A 20,414-nucleotide genomic window follows, 5' to 3' on the forward strand; every position below is an offset into this window, starting at 1 on the left:
TTATAGATGGGAGATTAAAAAAGAAACTTGAAAATGATAAAAGAATTATTGAAAGATTAGATGTGTTAATTAATGAAGTGAGAGATATCCGTAAAAAATAGAGAAATAATAATCACAAAAGAAAATAAAGGTTTATTGTTAATTGTAAATCGCTGAAACCTATCAAATTCAAATCAGATGGAAAATAGGATTAAGTGGACTTGTTCACAAAATGTTAATAAGAAATATTATGATTATCAATAAATAAGTTATAATTCAACGTGTTATTTCTGCTCGAAGAAAGTCAATCCATCAGATAACATAATATTCAAGCTGTGGCTCCGATGGAGTCTTGGTCTGCGGGAAGGAATTCAGAGAGGCAATTCAGCAGACAACCGTTGGGGTTCATGAATACAGGAACGTTAGATGAAATCCCCAATCAATAAAGACTAATACTTTTGAGTGCATTTCATTTTTAAGGGGGAAACATAAATGATAGAACTTAGGAAAATAACATTTGATAATTTTTCAGAATGTCTGGACTTAAGAGTTGAGGAAGAGCAAGGCAGATTTGTAGCATCTATTATTTATACTCTTGCGGAATTATATGTTGTTATAACAAATAAAAGCAGTTTTATTCCAATGCCATATGCGATTTATTGTAATGATAAGATGGTTGGATTTATCGCAATGTCATATGTTATTTCTGAGAGTGAAGATTCTGAAAATTATTATGACATATATAGATTTATGATAGATAAACGATATCAGCGCAAAGGATATGGCAAAAAAGCAATAGAAAAGTCAATTGAGTTACTTCGAACTTTGCCGCATGGAAAGGCCTCAGAAGTCGTGATTCTTTATTCGCCCGAGAATAAGGTAGCAAGGAAACTTTATTCTTCTCTTGGTTTTGTAGAAACAGGGGAGTTAGATGAAGACGGCGATATTTTCGCAAAACTGATCTTATAAAGCAAGCAGGACTTCTATGTAGTAATTCGAAAAAATAAGGTGAATCATCTAATATCATATTAACGCATCTGGTATTCGCCCTAGGTCGCTGGGAGGGATATCGAGGGAGATGGGTCAGGCGACAATCCTGCACTGACTAAGTCCGTCGGACCCGTGCTGTCGCGCTTAAGCCAGTGAGTGTTCGTGAATACAAGAACGTTATAGGAAATCAAGAGAAAGCCTAAATAAATTATAAAGATTAGATAAATCATTAGTTAAGGACGGTGATTTCAATAAGTAGCTTGTTACTAACCTCTTGTGGTTTTTATACTGAAGATATTAAAAATCAATTTCTGGATTTTATTGATGGAGATATTTCTCAATTAAAAGTCTCAATTATTACAACAGCATCCCCTAGAAAAGAAACTAATAGATATGCACAAAGAGCAATGCAAGAGTTTAAGGACATGGGATTTCAGCATATCAATTTTGTAGATATTGAATTTGATGACCCGCAAATACTCTTACATAGAGATGTTATATATATTAATGGTGGGAATCCATTTACACTATTGTATTACGCTAAGAAAAGTGGTGCTGATGAAATTATCAGAACACTGGCCGCACAGAATGTAATTATAGTTGGAGTAAGTGCAGGAACGTTATTACTGGGGCCGAATATTAACATTGTCGATTTCTTTACTCCACAAATGAACACAATGAATTTAACGGATTTTAAGGCATTAGGAGTAACCGACAAGCTTATTTTTCCTCACTATGATAGAGAGGACATATTTAAAGATAGTACTAATAAAACAATTGAAGAGAGAATAGTAGAATTTGAATCCAATGAGAACTGTAAGGTGACAAGGCTTAAAGATGAAGAATATATCTCAATCTTAATGAACCAAGCACATTGAATCGAAGAAGCCCCTGAAATCTTGCAAACACCGTATTCACGCTGGGGCTACGCCCCTTGGGCTGTCAGTGGGGTTTCGAGGAAGTAGTATCCAGCAGACAACTCCTGTGAGGATAAGTCTTCGACCCAGTCGCTCCTTTAAGTCTCTCGGGTTCGTAAATACAACAACGGTAAATAAAATAACGAAGCAGTTTATATTGGGAGTTGATTCATTGAAGTATTCAACTGTAGTTCTTGACTTGGACGGAACATTATTAAATTCAAAAAAAGAAGTATCTAAGAGAAACGTAGATGCGGTCTTATCTTGTTATCAGAAAGGAATGAGAATAATATTTGCAACAGCTCGACCGCCCAGGGCGGTTAATTGTTTGCTTCCACAAGGATTAGTAGATATCGGGGCTTTTGTATATTACAACGGAGCTCAAGTGATATGTAAGGAAACCAAGATAGAAATTAATGAATCAATCCCTGCTAATGTAACTACAGAAATTCTTGATTACTGTTTGAAGTGTGACCCTCAAATTGAACTGACTATGGAAGTGAAGGATGAGTGGTTTAGTTTAAGAGAGCTTGATTATATGAGCTCAATGAACACACAATCAAACCCCATAGTAAAACCCTTAAAAGAATTAAAGCAATATGATGCCACGAAGATACTTCTGACTGGCAATAATCACAATTCTGGATTGTTTGAAAAATTCGAGGGTAGAGTGAATATACTAATTACGGATAATAATAAATTAGTACAAATCATGCCTCTTCTGGCATCTAAGGAAATGGCAATTACTAAACTCTGTGAATTATATAATGTAGAATTGGATTCCATTATTGTATTTGGTGATGATCATAATGATGTAGGCCTCTTTAAGATGGCGGGATATTCTATTGCTATGGGAAATGCGATTAGGGAATTGAAGGAAATCGCTGATGAAATAACCGTTAATAATGATGAAAACGGTGTTGCTGTAAGTCTAGAAAGATTTTGTGGGTAACTCAAGGTTACTTTATCTCACAGTACATTCATACACCATCGCACTTGCTCCTCGGTCGCCAAGAAGGATATCGGAGAAGTTGATTAAGGCGACACATTCAATCAGTTAAGTCTATTGACCCGTTCCCTACGTTAAGCTGCTTGAACGTCAGGAATACAAAAACGTTAGCCGAAAGAAGTTCTTTTTTTAGGAGGAGTCTATATGATATTAGAAAAAGTTATAAATAGAATTACAATACAAAGTGAATATAAGGATTTGGTTGATAAGTATGTGGATCATATTCTTAACGAATTCAAAGATAAGATTCATAGCATTTATATGTGTGGCTCGATTCCCAAAGGAACGGCTCAACCTTTTAAGTCAGATGCAGACTTTACTATTGTATGTGCAAATCCCGAAGATATTGATTACGAAAGATTGTCAATGATTAAAGACAGGCTTTTGGAAGAATATTCATTCGTCACTAAGATGGATACGATCATTTGCTCGATTGATGATGTATTAAGTAGACCGAACGATTGGGGTTTTTGGGTTAAGATCATTTGTGTGTGCATACATGGGGAGGACATTGGTGAAAAAGTACCCCCGATCATAATTTCTCCAGAATTCATTTTAGACTTAAATACAGATACCAAGGAGGAAGTAGATCGTGTACATCGATCACTTTCTAATGTTAGTGATCACTCAATGAAAACTAGATATATTAAAGGTTACTCTAAGAGATTAATTCGTGCATTATACTCTTTGGTTTTAGAAGATACAGGGGTATGGGAAGATGAAATCATTAAGATGAAGAATGCCATATTAAACTATTGTGAGATTAACGCCGCTTTAGTTGAGTATCTATATGCTTGTTACTTGGATTGCAGCAATGTACTTGTTGAAGAGTTTTTGAGAATTGCAGATGAAGTATATCGCTATTTTGAGAACGCTCTAAATACAATGGCTGCTTCCAGAAATTCATTCAACTGACACCATATTGACGCTCGGGGTCACTCTGAGAAGCGAGTGACCCTATCCAGCCCCCTAAGTCAGTCGGGACGTTACTTCATTAGGTGTTCGGCAAGCCTCACAACTATAAGTAGCGACTCTAAGGGGCCAGGACGTCGTCAATACAAAACGTTAGAAAATTGCTGTAATAAGAAATAAATAAGAGGTGCGGACAAATGGGGCAGACTAGTCCTAAGTTTGCTGATAAAGAATTAATTGAAGTATTATAAAGAAATTACATTTACCGCCACTTACTCCGTTTTCACAGGACTGGGAATATACGTTGGCTGATTCTTCGAAAGTAAATGAATTTATTACATATTATGAAAATAATAAATTTAACAACAAAGAGAAATTTATGCTGATGATAGTTATAATATCTTCATTTGATGATTATCTTTCCGAGGGAATAGGAACTGAAGAGATCAGAATTTGGAATCGAATAAAACAAAATATACTTAAAGACGATAAATTACATACAACAACGTTATATACAATCAGGCAAGAATTTACACCCCGAGGAGAGGTTTAGTTGTTCAATACAAACGCAATAACAAAATTTATAGGTTTATGTTTTATGTTCTTAGGCTATTGGAGATTAACTGATTTTGTAATTTTAAATCCGGTATTTACTTTTAGTTTCTCTATTGCTGGCTTCTTTTTCATATTATTTGATTTAACAACTCACCATTTTGAGCAATTAAAAAGGGAAAAAGAAAAATACTATAGTTGGAAAGGGAAGATTCTTAGATTTTTAAAACTCTCTCTACTATTCTTAACTGCATTTTCTATAGTAGCATTGCCTCATCTCACACTTGGTTGGGAACAGGAATTAATTTTGAAATTAAATGATGCAATTGTTCTTTTAGGTTTAGGTATTGTTGTTTTCCTAATCGGACTAAAATCAGACCAAGAAATAGATAACGTACTAGAGGTCTTTGAAGACGTAGAAAATAGATTGAAAAATATCGATGATAAATTTAGCGGTATAATAGCTAGTAAAGATGAAGAGATAGAAAAATTAAAACATGAACTTAAAGAACTGAGAGATGACTCAGGAAGCCCGGGAAGCATATAACAACACATTCAACGCTTCGGTCGCTGTCGCTCCCTCGGTCCGTTAGAGGCATTTCGAGGAAGCTTATCCAGCGATAACACCTGCGAGGCTAAGTCTTCGACCCAGCAAGGCGATTACTTCGTTTTATCGCCGCGGCAACCTTAAGCCTCTCGGGTTCGTGAATGCGGAGAGCGTTATGCGCCATTACCTGTAAATATTAAAGATAATATTTAAGGAGAAAACTTATGAAAGGTAAGATACTCTTATTAGTTTTTATTACAATAGTGTTTTCATCTTGCCAAAATAGTAGTCATTCGACTACCTTGAACAGCGAAACTAAATCAAAAATGAATTCTGAACTGTCTCCTGATGAAGTGAGTACAGGTAATGGAACAGAACCGAAAGAAATAACTGAAGGTCGATCAGATGCTTCTAACAATGAAGTGTTATCCATTAGCATTGGGAACTATGAATTGAAAGGAGAATTTTATGATGAAATGCTTCGAAATCCTATAGATCATGATTATGAAGTGGAATTTGATGAGGCTCAAAATTCAAAAGAGATTATTACAACAATGGGATGGGGGGCGTTGGAAAGCAAATATACAGAGATTTGGGATAAAGAGTTGAATCAAATATATAAAAAACTTCTTTCTAAGTTGGATAGAGAACCAAGAGAAGCACTAATCGAATCGCAGAAAGAATGGTTACAGTATCACTTAAAGGAAACAAAATTTGTAGAGAAGACATTTATTAATAATGGTTACCTTGGAACACAAGGATCGGTAAGCCTAGGCATGGTTATACGGGAGAGAATTAGGGAAAGAACAATGCAATTATTTGAATATCGATATTTGCTAGATGGTGAAGTTGAGTTTTTATACCAAAGTAAAAAATAAAGTTGGAATCTGGATCAAAGGTTTTTAGGTGATGCCTCGAAGCAGTAACGGCACATAACAATGTATTCAAGCTGGGGGGATACCACGCCTTGGTCGCCTGCGAAGTTTCGATGAAATGAATCCATACGACACTTTAATTTTACTTAAGATAAGAGCTATCTAAGGGGAATCAAAGTCAGGAATTGACATACGTTAGGTGAAACCGCGAAGTGCATTGAAAAAAAGGAGTTAGATGCAAACATGGAATTAAAACTTGTCCGAGTAAATTCTGAAGATAAAAGTATACTAATCAATTTATATGAATTGTACGAGTATGACTTCAGTAAATATACAGGTCGAGATATAGATAGAAACGGAAAATTCGAAGTAAACATAAATTATTATTGGGAAGGCGACGAAAGATGGAATCCATTTTTTATAGAAGTAGCAGGTAAACTCGTTGGTTTTATAGTAGTCCTTTTTGAGAATATGGATACTGATCCAGATCCGACGCATGTGATATACGATTTCATGGTTTTACAGAAATACAGAAGATCGGGCATAGGTCGTAAAGCAGCAATAGAAGCATTTAAGATGTACAAAGCGAATTGGAAGATTTCGCAAATGGAGAGCAATCTTCCGGCAAGGACATTTTGGAGAAGTGTAATAGAAAGTTTTAAAGGAACTAACTACACTGAACACTATGCACAAGATCGAAAAATATGTATACAAGAATTTAGTACAAGAAATTAGAAAAAGAGGGTCATAAAACCCTCTAAATACTAGAATTCTGCAATTCACTAAATAGTTGTAGGGCATCTTTGAAACCTTGTATGTAGATACTTCTTTCTAGGATGGATTGGAGTGAGATTTGTGCGTCTTCGTAAAGAAAAACTGTATGTTGAAGTTGATCGGGCAAAGCATCACGAAGTGTTTTAAAATATTCATCTGTCTCAGCAGAAAGCTGAGTGTACTCTCTATGACACTCCAGAAGCTTAGTATAGAGCAAATCTAAACGTATTCTTATCAGTGGTTCTGTTAATGATTCTACAGTATTAATCATATTTAGTTCCTCCTTTAATTAACTCTATAAAGTTATTATATGACCTCTTAGAGTTAATTGCAAGGTGAATATTTGACTTTGTAGAGTTAAAACTTCGCTTTCAGTTGATGATTGCTAATATGAAAGATAAGATAGAATTACGGAGGGGAAAAGATGAACATAATCAAGTGTAATATACGAGAACTCATGGCAGAACATCGAATAGATGATATAACAGAATTGATGGCAAAATCGGGCTTAAGCCGGAATTCGATCAATAAACTCTATAGGGAAACAAATATAGAAACAACAAAGCTGGAAACTTTATTCAAGCTATGCGATACATTTAATTGTAAATTATCTGATTTGATCGAATACGTACCAGGAGAAAAATAAATAGTGAAGGTCCGGAGCCTTGGTCTGTGGATAGATTTTGAGAAGGAATTTCAGCAGCTCCCCCTTTGGGTTCAAGAATACAGAAACGTTATCCAATACTCCCAATCAAAACAACAAGCATAGGAGCAATATTATGACAATCATTTTCAAAGAAGTAAAAGACATTGATACACAAGCAATTCAAGAACTGTTTCACTCGGTTGACTGGAAATCAGGAGATTTCCCAGAAGATCTTAGACAAGCAATAAACAACTCGCATACGGTTATTACTGCATGGGATGATAACAAATTAGTTGGTTTAATAAATGCATTGTCTGACGGCGTGATGACAGTATATTTTCATTACATGTTAGTACACAAAGAATATCAATCATTAGGAATTGGAAAGAGAATGATGGAACAAATGCTTAGTCGATATTCTAATGTCAAAACAAAAGTACTTATATCCTATGATAGTGCAGAAAAATTCTATGGAATATTTGGATTTAAGCCAGAAGAAGGAACTAAAGCCATGTTTATTTCAGATATGGTATAGCATTGAAGTAAAGATTCCGATCAGATGAGAATTGATTAGATGAATTTGTTTTTGAGAAGGTCCTATATAAAGCTTCAATTCGGATATGAAGGGATACCAGATGATAAGTTATAAACCATTTCAAAAATTATTGATTGACAGGGAGATTAAGAAGCAGGAATTATTAAAAATCCCGGGGATCTCATCGGCAACGATGGCAAAACTCAATACGAATGAGTATGTATCTTTAGAAGTAATTGATAAATTATGTACGGCATTGGGATGCCAGCCTGGAGATCTATTGGAGCATATAGCAGATCAATGATGGGATGATAACATCTGCTGTTAACCAAAATTGAGATTCCGTCGTATGACATAAAGCAACGGCTCCTAACGGAGCCTTGGTCTGCTAAATGGATTTCGAAGTTGATATTTTGGCAGACACCTCCGAGAGTTTGTTGAACTGCATAAAAAAAGGAAGGTGATTAGAAATCACTGCAATAAATTAAAGAGGAGAAGCTAATTATGTCTAGACCTTTAAGAATTCATATTATAGGTTCAACTGGTAGCGGAAAAACATACCTTGGTCAAGTTTTGTCAGAGAAGTTAAATATAAAAATTCACGAACTAGATACAGTCATGTGGAGCAGTAAAGTGGAGTTTTCAGGAAAGAATTCTCCAGACATGAGAGATAAATTACTACATAAAATAATTGATAATGATAGTTGGATTGTAGAGGGAGTATATTATAAATGGCTTTCTGATAGCTTTTCAAGAGCAGATGTAATTTATTACCTAGATACTAATGTATTGATTCGACATTTTAGAATTATCATGAGATTTGTTAAACAAAGAATAGGCGCCGAAAGATCTATATACAAGCAAACATTAAAAGGACTAATTGAAATGCTTATCTGGAATCATAAATTTAATAGTACAAATCGGAAAGAAATCTGTAGTTTCTTGTCCCCTTATAAAGACAAAGTGATAATCTTAAAAACCAACAGGCAAATGATAAGTTTACTCAATGAAGGCAGTGAAATCACATAACTCCGTATTTACACATCGGGATATACGTCCCTCTGTCAGCAGAAGTTTTGGTAGAGGACCAGAAGGTAATATAACAATTAAACGGTGGACATTGATCCTTGGGCCCAATAAGCAGTACACCCAGCCTACGCTGGGTCTTATATACAGATAAGTATGTGAAATCGACGAAACTATTTAATGAGGGTGAACGATGAAGATAATAAGAGATAGGGAAGAACTTGAAGGAACTGGTTATATTGAAGTTTTACCCGGAAAGTACCTTGGGCAATGTTGGAATGAGGACTCAATTTACTTTGATGAAGAAGTATTCGGCTTTGTAGAGAAAACAATAGAAAATATATTTTCTGGATATGATCATTATGCATTTAACGAAATACATCGAAAAACGTGGGAGGTGATCCTTGAGGATTTGAAAACGCTTGCTAATCTCCTTGATGAAAAAGTAACAATGGAATTAATAAATGAACATGTATATTTCTTCTTTGGCAGTTCTAAAGATGAGTTTCAACAAGATTTTCTCAATAGTGTTCAGAGACTTCGTGAATTAATCATAGAGTTTGTTGTATGGGTTGAAAAGCAATTAACAACTCAAGATTTTGTTTCAGTTCTAGGCATTTAGCTATTCCATTCGAGGAAGAGTGGTTATTTAAACCACCATAGGAGGAATTAGAATGAAATTTATCGTTTCTGCTAGTGTAATCGTTCTCAATGAACATAATGAGATTTTACTTATGAAAGGTCGAAGAGGCTGGGAAATGCCTCAAGGTTGTATTGAAGAAGGAGAGACTATTAGGCAGGCAGCAGTCAGAGAAGTGAAAGAGGAAACAGGGATTGACATTGAATTAATAAAATTTTGTGGTTTGTATCAGAACATAACGCGCGGTGTATGCAACAATATATTTACTGGAAAACCGATTGGTGGAGCTTTAACTACCAGTGATGAAAGTGAAGAAGTGGGCTACTTTACTTTAGAAGAAGCTGGGCAAATGATAACATGGGGGAATTTCTATGAAAGAATTCATAATGCATTAGATGAGAAAAGCCATCCTTTTTTGATTGAATTTTCAGAATAAGGACATCCATCAGATCCTAGTTTTCTAATCCAAATACAGATATGAGAGTAGTTTAATATAAGGAGCAGCCCGGGAACAAAGGTTGCTTCTTTTTTTGCTTTTACACTTCGCAAATGGAACATTGTGGGTTATATTGGATATGATTTGGTTCTATAGTAGAGAAATGGAGAGGTGGTCAACCTTGGATGAAAATGTACGCTTTCCGATAGGACACTTTGAGCCAAATCTTAAACTCTCTAATGAGGACAGAATCCACATCATTGATCAAATTCCCGGAATTACGAAGACCATAAGAGAGGTTACAGAACATCTCAATGATGATCAACGTTGTACTCCTTATCGTGATGGCGGTTGGACAATCACACAGATTGTGCACCATCTTGCGGACAATGACATGAACGCTTATATCAGATTTAAGAGAGCCTTGACTGAAGATGAACCGGTGGCAAGCTCATATCGAGAGGATTTATGGGCATCATTACATGATTACAGGAATACGCCCATCGAAGATTCAATTTTGCTGATGGAGATACTGCACAAGCGATTTCTCACGTTGCTACATGGTTTACATCCCGATCGGTTTAGACGAAAATTCCAAACAGAAGTGTTAGGTACAATTTCATTGGATATCGCGATTCAAAGATTTGTATGGCACGGGCAGCATCATATTGCTCAAATTAAATCTTGTATAACATCGCAGGGGTGGTAGGTCTTATACATCTCAAGTGTGGAGGTAACATATGTGTAAAAGTGAATTGAGTTTCTAATTAGAAGCCTTGGCCTGCTGCTACCACTTACTGAGCATTTGTATGTAAACGAATTCAGAACTAGATGAGTGACTACGTTTTAAATATAAATTCAAATAGAAGTAATCTTGATTTAGGGGGATACAAATGTTGATTGAAGATGAAAAAGTATACCCTGATTGCGCAGTTGAAATTAGAATAGTAGACGTTGGCGGTTTAACAAAACCAGAGCTTATTCAGAAACTGGACCAACACTCTATTTTATTGAATAAATATGGAGAACAGTTGTTAAATGATGAGAGATTTGTAGTTCCCGGCACAAAGCAAAGCTTGCAAACGGTTGAGTTGACCGTCAGACAACTTGGATTTTCGGATGGTGCTATGACTTTTCAGCTCTTTCGAAGAGCAAATGATCTTGGGCTAGAATGTTGTCCGGTTGAGTTAGGACCTTATCTAAGAATGCAATATTTGGATCAGCCTGAGATATGTTCTACCAATATTTCAGAGGGTAACAAAGCTCAGTCCGGCTCTATTACCATAGCATCTGAAGCTCTTACGGAGGAAAATGATTTTCCAAAAGGTTTTTATCTCAGACGAATAAACGACAAGTTATGGTTACGAGGATATCTTGCCGACCATTTGCATATTTGGAGTCCTCATGATCGCTTTATCTTTTGCAGGGCTCAGCTTCTATTGTATTAGGATCGGGAAGATGTTTTGAAAGGAAAGGAGTGAAGATCAATGGATATCAAAAACAAAAGCGGAGATGTGCTTGGAAAAATTCAAATTGAATCCTTACGCGATAATGCGATTGACCGAATCGTCATTGACTTAAAGCCTGGTGACGGGAAAGCGATATACACCGCAGATGTTATAGAGAACCAATTCACGCAACAGACCAATTATGCACCCATTTCATGGGGAGACGGTTTGGAACAATTGCAGAAACATTATTCTCCATGGCAGCCGAAATTTCCGATTGATTCTGATATAGATGCCATTCATGTATTTTATGGATTTGATAATTTAACTCCGCAAGAAATTGATGAAATGATTGAAGAAAGTAACAGGTCAGGCAGAAATGTAGTGATTCGAGACTTGAAGCCTAATAAGAAGGTTGTGGGCATCAGCCTCACGTATCAAGAATACGGTGGTTATAAACTTAATATTTTCGGGACAACAAAAAGCCGGATCGCATTGCCTGATCATGATGGTACTAAGGTTAAACAGGTAGCCATACGTGGCGTCGAAGCATTTTATATTTTCAATAACGAAACTTCCCAATTGATATGGATCGAAGAGGATGTGCATGGGAAGGCGCTACAATACGAGATCATTGGCGGAAACATGTCAGAAGATCTTGTGATGAAGATTGCGAAGTCAATGAACGGATAAATTTTATATTAATCAGAGTGAGGTGCAACGATGAGTTACAAAACTATTCTCATAGATCAATTAAATGCCTGTTATCATGACAAGAGCTGGTTTATACCGCTTCATGATATTTTGACAGACCTCAATGCGGCGGAGGCCGCTTATGTAAAGAATGAGGGGGAGCGCTCCATCTGGGCGATCGTCAATCATCTTATTTTCTGGAATGAGAAGTGGCTTGAGAGATATATTGCCGAACAGGTCAACGGGCAGAATTCAGTGAATAATGAGGATACATTTGACATAGATACGTCTAACCTGAATGATGTGGAGTGGCGCAAGACATTACATAGACTGAAAACCGTGTTTAGTGATTGGAACAGGGCACTCGAAGATAGTGAAGAACATAAATTAACCCGTGAAATCCCTACCTATTTCAACGCGCCATGGTGGGGAGTTGTATCAAATCTATGTATTCATAACGCCTATCATATTGGCCAGATCATGTTGCTCAAAAAATCAATGAAACACACGTAGTACACGCTGTATTACATTTATGAAATTATACTTAAGCAAAGGAAGATGACTATCATGGAAAAAGGCAAAATTATATTTTTGAACGGTGTAACCAGCTCTGGTAAAACTTCAATTGTAGAGGCGATGCAATCATACGATGATCCGTTTTTCTATGTTGTGGCTAATGATTTATTTGAAAATACGATCGGTGATAAACATCTTCAGACGGATTACTGGAAGTATCTGAGTGAAGCGATAGTAATGATGTATCATACGGCAAAAGTATTTTCAGACCATGGCAAGCATGTTCTGATTGATGGCATTCTTGTGGAAAGACCGGAGCTCGCGCCGCATTATGAACAAGTCAAACAGATTTTTGAAGGGTATCCACTGGATATCGTTGAACTGCACTGTCCTCTCGATATCTGTCGTCAGCGTAACATTGAGCGTGGTGATCGCAGAGAAGAGCAATCGGATGAGCAACATCAAATTATGGCTAAACACATCAACTATAGCTATTCGATTGATACAAGTATGAACACACCGGAAGAATGTGCGGAGAGGATCATTGCAGCGCTGTTCAAGACCAATCATGAACCATTGAAAAATATGTAAAGATTATATTTCGAAGCTGTAGTGGAATCGATATCTAGTAACAACTTTGTCTGCTTTGGTCTGGAGGATTAAATGAGGAATTCAATGGAGTTGCAAACAAGAAAAAGTGTAGTTAATGATTTAAGAGGCTTAGGTGTTAAGAAGGGCATGACGATAATCGTTCATTCCTCCTTCAAAGCAATAGGTAAGGTTATAGGTGGCCCGGTAAGTGTTATTTTAGCTCTGGAAGAAGCCGTTGGAACCAATGGAACCATTGTCATGCCCACTCAAACAGAACATCTTTGTGAACCTTCAGAGCATGACGCGAACCTGTCTTCAGAGGAAATTGAGTTCATCAAAGACAATATGCCTATTTATTATCCTGATCTAACCCCAACCTCGCATATGGGCATCATTCCTGAGGTGTTTCGGAGGCAAGATGGTGTGTTTCGAAGCTCACATCCGCACATGTCTTTTGCTGCCTGGGGGAAAGAGGCAAAACGGATAATGGAAGATCACAACTTGCATTATGCATTAAATGAGAAATCTCCGTTAGGAAAAATCTATGATTTGAGTGGATACATTCTGTTACTTGGTGCGCCTACAAATAGTAACACCTCCTTGCACCTGGCCGAATATAAACAGCAGAATTCATTTGTTAAGCCAAAAGTTTGGGGAGTAAAAATGCTGGTGGATGGACTTGAGCAATGGACTACATACGATGATATTAACAATGAATCAGATGATTTTGAATTGATTTTTAATGAGTTTAAGATCCAGACTAACGCTGTTACCGAAGGAATGGTAGGGGGAGCTGTGAGTTATCTGATACCCCAAAGAGAGATGGTTGATTATGCTTTGGGATGGATGAATCGTAACCGAAGAGAACATATCGAGCAGTGAATCATTTCAAAAAAGATAGAAGGGGGAAATGTAATCATGACTAAAGAGATTGAACATTTGCTTCAAACTTTTGAAGAATGGGCGTTGTTTGTCAAGACGGTGAATCATCTTGAAGAGAAGACCTGGAATTCCAGCATGGAAGAAGGGAAATGGACGATAAAATCCATCGTTAGTCATATCATGTTATGGGACCGATATTTTTACAAGGAAGCGATTGAGAAGATTGCTCTGAAGCAGCCAGTTACGTTGAAACATATGAATTTTGAAGAGTTTAATCGCAAAGCTATTGAATTTGGTAACCGCACAGAGACGTCCGAAATCGTAAATAAGGCTATCACGTACCGCCATAAAATTATGAATGACATTCGAGGGTTATCGGAGGAACAGCTTCATCAGACGTATTTGGACGCAGAGGGGAACGTATTTTATATTCCCCAATACCTTAAAGATTTTATATGGCATGACCAGCATCATATGGAACCGTTGAAGAAATATCTTGCCAACCTTGAAGCGTAAAGGATTTAGCAGGCAGGGGGTGACACGGAATACAGCATGTTGCTTGCTTTGAATATAATATGTATCCCAAACCAGGGAGGGATTGTAGTGAGTACTCATACAATTGAATTAACTCAGGAAAATCTGATCGGTTCATTTACTAATGAGGTAACCCCCATTTTGAGCGTAAAATCTGGTGATTCCATTCGTTTTCAGACGCTAGATGCGGGCTGGGGAACAGGTGTGAGTTATGTGGAACGCATGAAACCTTTTGATCGTCAAGGTGAAAAAGATGGAGGTCATGCCTTAATCGGTCCGATCTATATCGATGAGGCGAAGCAAGGACAGACGTTGGAGATTGTTTTTAATGAGATCGTACCCGGAAGTTACGGGTTTACTTCCGCCGGCGGATATCCGAACTGGCAGAACCAGAAGTTACATCTAACAGAGGTTGAAGAACTGTCGCTGAACTGGACACTTGATCGCCGAACGATGAGTGGAAGCTGTGAAATAAAAGGAAAGTCCTTCACTGTATCTCTCTCGCCGTTTATGGGTGTAGTGGGCATGCCGCCAGAGTCAGGTGGAATTCATACGACTTGGCCGCCTCGCTATTGTGGAGGGAACATCGACTGCAAGGAACTGGTGCAGGGAAGTAAATTATATTTACCTATCCCCGTAGACGGGGGTTATCTCGCGATTGGTGATGGTCATGCACGGCAGGGAGACGGTGAAGTCAGCTGTCAGGCCATTGAATGTCCGATGAAAGTGGTGGATGTCACGCTTAATGTGATTGATGATATGATTTTGACCAATCCTCGTGCACATACGCCATCCGGCTGGCTTACCTTCGGTTTTCATGAAGATCTTAATGAGGCTACGGTTCAAGCATTAGACGGGATGCTCAATCTGATGGGTGAGTTGTACGGACTAGATCGAGTGGAAGCGATTGCACTTGGAAGCGCGGTAATTGACCTGCGTATCACCCAAATTGTGAATGGCGTTAAGGGTGTGCATGCTGTCCTTCCGCATGACGCTTTTAAGTGACTTAAGGCCTGTTATACGTCGTATTAGTTGAACTCGGGGGTCGATAAAATGAAAGGCAGACCACAGATCGTTTTAGATATCGCAGGGGTTTTGTTAAGTAATATGTCGTTGACGTGCTGGAAAGATATGAGTGAGGAAACCAACCTATCGGCAGAATCTTTGAAAGTACATTTTGCAGGAATCAAACGAAAGCTCTGGACAGGAATGATGAGGGAAGAAGAGTTCTGGCAATCGTTGAAGGAGATGTATCCCGAATTATCAATAAGCCGAGCGAAGGACATCTTATACAATTCAATTGTTCCCTTACCAGCCGCTCAATACCTTGAGCGATGGAGTGAGTTCGCAGATATCCATCTACTCAGCAATCATTGTAAGGGATGGATTGAGCCGAATCTGAGCTGTTTAAGCTCATTTACCAAAAGTGTAACCATCTCTAATCAAGTGGGTTTATGCAAACGTGAGATTGAGATATACCAACGGGTCAAAACCCTCCTGGCAGCTGGAGAAGAGGTTCTATTTATAGATGATCAAGAGAAAAATTTACATTCTGCTAAGCTACTTGGTTGGAAGACTTTACTGGCTGACGAAGAAGGAGATTGGGTTAATGAAGTTGAGTCATTGCTAATTTAGAATGTAATCCAGAAACAGTAATAGAACAGCATGCATAACTGGCACACCGTGCATAACCGCTAAACTCCAAATTGCTTTAGATGATGATCTAAATGCTTGTATATGCCCTTACCCCATTGCTCGGCTGTTAATTTTCCGAAGAAGGGATGGGGGTGGCGGGAGAAATTTTCTGAAGCACCTTGTTGAAAGATATTAATCTGCTGCTCAAGCTTTTCTTTTTCTGCCATAAACTGTCGTTGGTCATCAATAATGATTGTCGGGATCGTAGACATATTATGGGGCAAGGGCTTGTCATTATAAAACATTGGTTTTGCGAACCGTCCTATAAGTCTTCCAAGTAATCCTCTAGGTGGAAAAGCATTTCCTAAGGGGATATCATGAAATGCTGAACAGTGAGCCAGCATTTGAGAGACCTGCATCGTGCCCCATTCAGGGATGGATTTTTCACTAAGTTGATCCATGCGCTCTGTAATTTCAGCAGCATTCATCGTATCAAATATACTTTTCACAAGAACACCTCATTCCTCCAGGATATAAAATTTGAACTTAAACTATCATCATTCTCTTATTGAAAGGTTTATCCTCTTACTATCAAGAATAATAAGATATGGTAAGTTTAGTCAATGTATTATAGGAAAATCACAATTGAAATCGGAGGATGCGAACTTGGAAAATAAGGAAACGTTTAATCTCGTAACACATGAATATGAACGATATAGACCCCTTTATCCGAGTGAAATGTTTGATGAGATTTTTACATACCTGAATCTTAGTAAAGAGGGTTCCATTCTTGAGATTGGCTGCGGAACGGGGCAGGCACAGGCGGATTGGTGAGCAAGGATTATACAAACATCACGTGTATTGAATTAGGCAACAACTTGGCACAGTTCACCGCAGACAAATTCAAATCATATCCATCGATTCAAGTAATCAACACTTCCTTTGAGGACTGGAATAACGAAGGAAAGCGATTTCAATTGATTGTGTCAGGAACGGCCTTTCACTTCATTGATCCGGAGGTCGGTTACCACCGGGCTTGGGAATTGCTAGAGAATACAGGCGGCATTGGACTTTTCTGGACGATTCATGTACCGGTCTATGACCAGCTGCACAATGAAATTCGTTCCCACTACACAGCATTATCCCCTCATCTCGATGATTCGCACTATCCTTCGCCAGATGAAGTTATCCAGGAGCGTAAAGAAATAACAGAAAAATCCGGCTTGTTCACGGATATTGAGGTTAAGGAGTATAACTGGATACAGACTTGCTCCAGCGAAGAATATGTCGCTTTATTAAATACCAACTCCAAACATCAGCAGCTTTCTATTGATGTTCGGCGTTCACTTCTAGAGCGAATCAAACATTCCATTGATGCTGCAGGTGGAACGATAGAGAAACAACATAAGGTTGCGCTTTTTCTAGGGAAGAAAAAGGTCTAAGAATATATGTTTTTATTATTCTACTTAAGAACAGGAGAGAATATATGAGTGATCCGCGTTCAACATACAGTATCCAAACGGCAGTGTTAAGCTTACAAGAGGAATTAGAGAGGTTAAAGATGCAGGCGATAATGGGGTGGTCCAAAGAATTCCGAAATCTAGAATGGTATGGTTTGAAAAATGGAATGCGTCTATTGGAGGTCGGAAGCGGACCAGGTTACATTACAGAGCAATTATTGAACAGCCTGCCGGACAGCGAGCTTACCTCGCTTGAGATTGATCATTCGCTGCAAGGACAAGCCAAAGAACGGCTGAAAGATATTCCTTCCAAGCGATTACAATTTGTAGAGTCTTCCATCTACCAGATGGATCTGCCTGATGATTCTTTTGATTTTGTCGTGGCAAGACTGATCTTTCTTCACTTGAACAATTCAAACGAAGCTGCACAAGAGATATATCGAGTACTGAAGCCTGGCGGCCGTCTTGCCATTATTGATGTGGATGATGGCGTTTTTGGAGCAGTGAATCCTGATGTTCCTGCTTTGCATACGGTATTAATGAAAATTTCGAACTATGTGGCACAACACGGTGGTAATCGCTTAATTGGTAGAAGTCTGCCGCGTCTCCTTTCTGAGAGCGGATACATCGATGTTGATATTGATTCTGTCCTTCAACATAGTGATCTGTTAGGCATAGAAGGCTTTAAGCACCAGTTTAATCTTAATCGTTTTGTACATTTTGCTGAAAAAGGTGTGATCAGTTCGGAGGAATTTGCTCAGCTGCAACAAGCTTCTGAAGCGATAAATCATTCGCCGGAAGCCTATGCCATGATGAATTTCATTACAGCTTGCGGCACGAAGCCATTGACATAGCTGAATCGAAACTAATTAAGGATGGAGGATGGGTATGAATATCGTTCATTCTTTTCAGGAATTAGTAGTTCGAGGGGATCATCAGGGTATGATTGAGTTACTGAAAAACTTCGAACATTCCAGGAAATTGTCTGTCCATGAACAAGGCTGGGTCTACTGGAATGTTTCAGATGGTTATGCCTTGTTAAGGGAGCCGGAACCGCTTTATGCCAATCACCGGGAATTCTTCAAATGGGGGAAAGAAAATCTCGCCCCGGAGCAGTTACACTGGATTGTTTCGGATTCAACACAAGCGTTGTCATTATCTCTGGGAAACTACTTTGATTATTGGATGGACTGGTACCAATATGCTTGCGATAATGCTCCGAAGTTGGATACCAATCGAGGTGTTCGATTCGAGAGCCATCGGGCTTTGGGTGGTTCGCTTTGGGTTTTGGAGAGATACAGTGAAATGGAGAGTGTGCTTGAAAATATGAACCAGCTCATACAAGAAGATGAGACATGGTCCAATATTTTTTTTGCCCGAATTACATACAACAAACAGCGTCTGGTCTATCTGCATCATGTTGGGGAGGTTAGAGAAGTAAATCTGCTTCTGGATGAAACGCTGAATTTGATAAACAAGATCGACTGGTCAGCATTAGATCAAATAAAAAATCAGGAAGTTGTAGGTAGCTGGAGACAATTGAATTCATCCAGTAACTCACAGAGAGATGTTCACATCGCGATGAACAATCTGGCATGTATTTTGACAGATATTGAAAAGATAGAGGAAAGTGTGGGGTTATTCAGACGGCTACAGGACAATGGATATGCTTTGAATGGGTATGCTTTTTCTAAATATGTCTGTTCGGTCTGGAAGTCAGAGGGGGTTGAAGCTGTTAGGGAAGTGTTAGGTGCCAATAAATCTTTTGAAATCGCTGAACTGATTAAACATAGCCCTATGCTTTCAGAGATCGAAGATTAGGTTTGAGGTTGTCTAAAAGAGGACTGAACTTCAAGGACTAAGAAAGAAGGAATGCATGAAGTGAACCATGACATCTTGTTAAACAGATTTCCGAATGTGAACATTGTTAAACTAACAGGTGGTTATACCAATACGACCCTTTTACTTGAGGGAACTGATCCGCAGATGATTGCTAAAATCTATCATGTAGAAAATACAGATGCAAGGACAGAAATAAGCGCGCTAAGGTTGTTGAATCATTCTGGCGTGACTCCGCGAGTGCATGATTGCTTTGAAAAAGAAAACTGGCTGTTTGTTATGATGGATTATGTTCCAGGAATAAACGCACAGAGGCTACTGGATCAAGATGGACGTGACCAAGGCAGGAAAATTTATGAGCAACTTGGTATATATCTCGCCAGAGACGTGCACACAATCAAACGAGGTGACTGCGAAGCAGAGCTGCCAGTCATAACGAAGTCCGCTAATGATGTGGAGGAACTTGAGTTTGTACCCTCCGGAATCAAAAGCATGGTAAAAGAAGTGTTGGACATTTCCGATCATGGGGAGCAAACTCTGATTCACGGAGATTACGGACCACATAATGTCATGTTATCCAACGATTCAATGTTCATTTTGGACTGGGAGTGGGCAGGATGGGGCAATCCGTTGTTTGATATCGCATGGGTGGTCTGGTTTGTGCATCTTCATTACCCTCACATGGCAAAGGATCTGTCAGAAGTCTTCTTAAATGCATATACAGAACGTACAAATATTGATGTAACAAATGATCTAATTCGGGCATATTCCACATCCAAAGTAATACAGATCATGAACCGAATCAAGAATGCTCATCCAGATGTACATAGGGAATGGCTCCGCAGATTAGAATGGACACTGCAAGCGAGCTTTAACAAGTCTTAATCGTGAAATTTCGTTGAAACGCTGAAATATACGTGAAAGGAGTGATGTGATATGAGAAACATTACAAATCCGAGTAGAAGAAATGAAGTTGCC

29 protein-coding genes are annotated in these 20,414 nt (G+C 38.3%); 27 read left to right on the top strand and 2 right to left on the bottom strand.

The features are described 5' to 3' along the window. The first annotated feature begins 471 nt into the window (after window positions 1-471). The 7 genes from V6668_RS12140 (at window position 472) to V6668_RS12170 (ending at window position 6,516) form a co-directional block, all read left to right on the top strand. Entirely contained in the window at window positions 472-948 is a 477-nt protein-coding gene (locus V6668_RS12140) for a GNAT family N-acetyltransferase (RefSeq protein ID WP_036670460.1), read from the top strand. A gap of 263 nt (window positions 949-1,211) precedes the next feature. Further along, a complete protein-coding gene (locus tag V6668_RS12145) occupies window positions 1,212-1,847 on the top strand; it encodes a Type 1 glutamine amidotransferase-like domain-containing protein (protein WP_338708528.1) in 636 nt (211 codons plus the stop codon). A gap of 211 nt (window positions 1,848-2,058) precedes the next feature. Then, the gene (locus tag V6668_RS12150) at window positions 2,059-2,838 is read left to right on the top strand and encodes a Cof-type HAD-IIB family hydrolase (RefSeq protein WP_338708529.1); all 780 of its coding nucleotides are present in this window, start codon (window positions 2,059-2,061) and stop codon (window positions 2,836-2,838) included. A gap of 201 nt (window positions 2,839-3,039) precedes the next feature. Further along, window positions 3,040-3,810 carry a nucleotidyltransferase domain-containing protein gene (locus V6668_RS12155; protein ID WP_338708530.1) on the top strand — a complete coding sequence of 257 codons (771 nt, stop codon included), beginning with the start codon at window positions 3,040-3,042 and terminating at the stop codon, window positions 3,808-3,810. 550 nt (window positions 3,811-4,360) lie between these two features. Then, entirely contained in the window at window positions 4,361-4,906 is a 546-nt protein-coding gene (locus V6668_RS12160) for a hypothetical protein (RefSeq protein WP_036670465.1), read from the top strand. 224 nt (window positions 4,907-5,130) lie between these two features. Then, window positions 5,131-5,784, top strand: a complete 654-nt coding sequence (locus V6668_RS12165; protein WP_338708531.1) for a lysozyme inhibitor LprI family protein — start codon at window positions 5,131-5,133, stop codon at window positions 5,782-5,784. A gap of 240 nt (window positions 5,785-6,024) precedes the next feature. After that, window positions 6,025-6,516 carry a GNAT family N-acetyltransferase gene (locus V6668_RS12170; protein ID WP_338708532.1) on the top strand — a complete coding sequence of 164 codons (492 nt, stop codon included), beginning with the start codon at window positions 6,025-6,027 and terminating at the stop codon, window positions 6,514-6,516. A gap of 22 nt (window positions 6,517-6,538) precedes the next feature. Here the strand turns inward: V6668_RS12170 and V6668_RS12175 are convergent, their stop codons facing one another. Beyond that, the gene (locus V6668_RS12175; RefSeq protein WP_036609138.1) at window positions 6,539-6,826 is read right to left on the bottom strand and encodes a hypothetical protein; all 288 of its coding nucleotides are present in this window, start codon (window positions 6,824-6,826) and stop codon (window positions 6,539-6,541) included. 153 nt (window positions 6,827-6,979) lie between these two features. Here V6668_RS12175 and V6668_RS12180 point away from each other — a divergent pair, with 153 nt between their 5' ends. The 15 genes from V6668_RS12180 (at window position 6,980) to V6668_RS12250 (ending at window position 16,137) form a co-directional block, all read left to right on the top strand. Beyond that, complete coding sequence (locus V6668_RS12180; RefSeq protein ID WP_179086413.1) at window positions 6,980-7,201, top strand: helix-turn-helix domain-containing protein; 222 nt, start codon at window positions 6,980-6,982, stop codon at window positions 7,199-7,201. A gap of 133 nt (window positions 7,202-7,334) precedes the next feature. Then, on the top strand, window positions 7,335-7,736 hold the full coding sequence (locus V6668_RS12185) for a GNAT family N-acetyltransferase (protein WP_036670471.1): 402 nt from the start codon (window positions 7,335-7,337) through the stop codon (window positions 7,734-7,736). 100 nt (window positions 7,737-7,836) lie between these two features. After that, entirely contained in the window at window positions 7,837-8,040 is a 204-nt protein-coding gene (locus tag V6668_RS12190; RefSeq protein ID WP_338708533.1) for a helix-turn-helix transcriptional regulator, read from the top strand. A gap of 200 nt (window positions 8,041-8,240) precedes the next feature. Next, a complete protein-coding gene (locus V6668_RS12195; protein WP_338708534.1) occupies window positions 8,241-8,765 on the top strand; it encodes a DNA topology modulation protein FlaR in 525 nt (174 codons plus the stop codon). Between the two features lie 190 nt (window positions 8,766-8,955). Continuing rightward, complete coding sequence (locus tag V6668_RS12200; RefSeq protein WP_338708535.1) at window positions 8,956-9,384, top strand: hypothetical protein; 429 nt, start codon at window positions 8,956-8,958, stop codon at window positions 9,382-9,384. A gap of 52 nt (window positions 9,385-9,436) precedes the next feature. Next, a complete protein-coding gene (locus tag V6668_RS12205) occupies window positions 9,437-9,838 on the top strand; it encodes an NUDIX hydrolase (protein WP_338708536.1) in 402 nt (133 codons plus the stop codon). A 181-nt stretch (window positions 9,839-10,019) separates the two neighbouring features. After that, the gene (locus V6668_RS12210) at window positions 10,020-10,547 is read left to right on the top strand and encodes a YfiT family bacillithiol transferase (protein WP_338708537.1); all 528 of its coding nucleotides are present in this window, start codon (window positions 10,020-10,022) and stop codon (window positions 10,545-10,547) included. 184 nt (window positions 10,548-10,731) lie between these two features. Next, window positions 10,732-11,286, top strand: a complete 555-nt coding sequence (locus V6668_RS12215; RefSeq protein WP_338708538.1) for a helicase — start codon at window positions 10,732-10,734, stop codon at window positions 11,284-11,286. Between the two features lie 39 nt (window positions 11,287-11,325). Then, entirely contained in the window at window positions 11,326-11,979 is a 654-nt protein-coding gene (locus V6668_RS12220) for a DUF4367 domain-containing protein (RefSeq protein WP_338708539.1), read from the top strand. Window positions 11,980-12,009: 30 nt separating this feature from the next. Further along, window positions 12,010-12,492, top strand: coding sequence for a DinB family protein (locus tag V6668_RS12225; protein ID WP_338708540.1), 483 nt, complete (start codon window positions 12,010-12,012; stop codon window positions 12,490-12,492). Between the two features lie 54 nt (window positions 12,493-12,546). Then, complete coding sequence (locus V6668_RS12230; RefSeq protein ID WP_338708541.1) at window positions 12,547-13,086, top strand: phosphotransferase-like protein; 540 nt, start codon at window positions 12,547-12,549, stop codon at window positions 13,084-13,086. Window positions 13,087-13,170: 84 nt separating this feature from the next. Then, complete coding sequence (locus V6668_RS12235) at window positions 13,171-13,968, top strand: AAC(3) family N-acetyltransferase (protein ID WP_338708542.1); 798 nt, start codon at window positions 13,171-13,173, stop codon at window positions 13,966-13,968. 36 nt (window positions 13,969-14,004) lie between these two features. Further along, on the top strand, window positions 14,005-14,484 hold the full coding sequence (locus V6668_RS12240; RefSeq protein ID WP_338708543.1) for a DinB family protein: 480 nt from the start codon (window positions 14,005-14,007) through the stop codon (window positions 14,482-14,484). Between the two features lie 87 nt (window positions 14,485-14,571). Then, window positions 14,572-15,507: an acetamidase/formamidase family protein gene (locus V6668_RS12245; RefSeq protein ID WP_338708544.1), complete on the top strand. Its 936-nt coding sequence runs from the start codon at window positions 14,572-14,574 to the stop codon at window positions 15,505-15,507. A gap of 48 nt (window positions 15,508-15,555) precedes the next feature. Continuing rightward, the gene (locus V6668_RS12250; RefSeq protein ID WP_338708545.1) at window positions 15,556-16,137 is read left to right on the top strand and encodes a haloacid dehalogenase; all 582 of its coding nucleotides are present in this window, start codon (window positions 15,556-15,558) and stop codon (window positions 16,135-16,137) included. 59 nt (window positions 16,138-16,196) lie between these two features. On the opposite strand, the gene V6668_RS12255 is transcribed toward V6668_RS12250, so the two are convergent. Then, window positions 16,197-16,646 carry a DUF1569 domain-containing protein gene (locus V6668_RS12255; RefSeq protein WP_076249741.1) on the bottom strand — a complete coding sequence of 150 codons (450 nt, stop codon included), beginning with the start codon at window positions 16,644-16,646 and terminating at the stop codon, window positions 16,197-16,199. 157 nt (window positions 16,647-16,803) lie between these two features. Here V6668_RS12255 and V6668_RS12260 point away from each other — a divergent pair, with 157 nt between their 5' ends. The 5 genes from V6668_RS12260 to V6668_RS12280 all read left to right on the top strand — a co-directional run bounded on the left by V6668_RS12260 (window position 16,804) and on the right by V6668_RS12280 (window position 20,321). Next, window positions 16,804-16,971, top strand: coding sequence for a hypothetical protein (locus V6668_RS12260; RefSeq protein ID WP_338708546.1), 168 nt, complete (start codon window positions 16,804-16,806; stop codon window positions 16,969-16,971). Beyond that, window positions 16,968-17,579: a class I SAM-dependent methyltransferase gene (locus tag V6668_RS12265; RefSeq protein WP_338708547.1), complete on the top strand. Its 612-nt coding sequence runs from the start codon at window positions 16,968-16,970 to the stop codon at window positions 17,577-17,579. Before V6668_RS12260 ends, V6668_RS12265 begins: the two co-directional genes overlap by 4 nt. 44 nt (window positions 17,580-17,623) lie before the next feature. Next, window positions 17,624-18,451, top strand: coding sequence for a methyltransferase domain-containing protein (locus tag V6668_RS12270; RefSeq protein WP_338708548.1), 828 nt, complete (start codon window positions 17,624-17,626; stop codon window positions 18,449-18,451). Window positions 18,452-18,485: 34 nt separating this feature from the next. Further along, a complete protein-coding gene (locus V6668_RS12275) occupies window positions 18,486-19,418 on the top strand; it encodes a hypothetical protein (protein ID WP_338708549.1) in 933 nt (310 codons plus the stop codon). Window positions 19,419-19,493: 75 nt separating this feature from the next. Then, on the top strand, window positions 19,494-20,321 hold the full coding sequence (locus tag V6668_RS12280) for a phosphotransferase family protein (RefSeq protein ID WP_338708550.1): 828 nt from the start codon (window positions 19,494-19,496) through the stop codon (window positions 20,319-20,321). The last annotated feature ends 93 nt before the right edge of the window (window positions 20,322-20,414 follow it).

Origin of the sequence: Paenibacillus amylolyticus (assembly GCF_036894225.1) — a bacterium.
Taxonomy (GTDB): domain Bacteria; phylum Bacillota; class Bacilli; order Paenibacillales; family Paenibacillaceae; genus Paenibacillus; species Paenibacillus amylolyticus.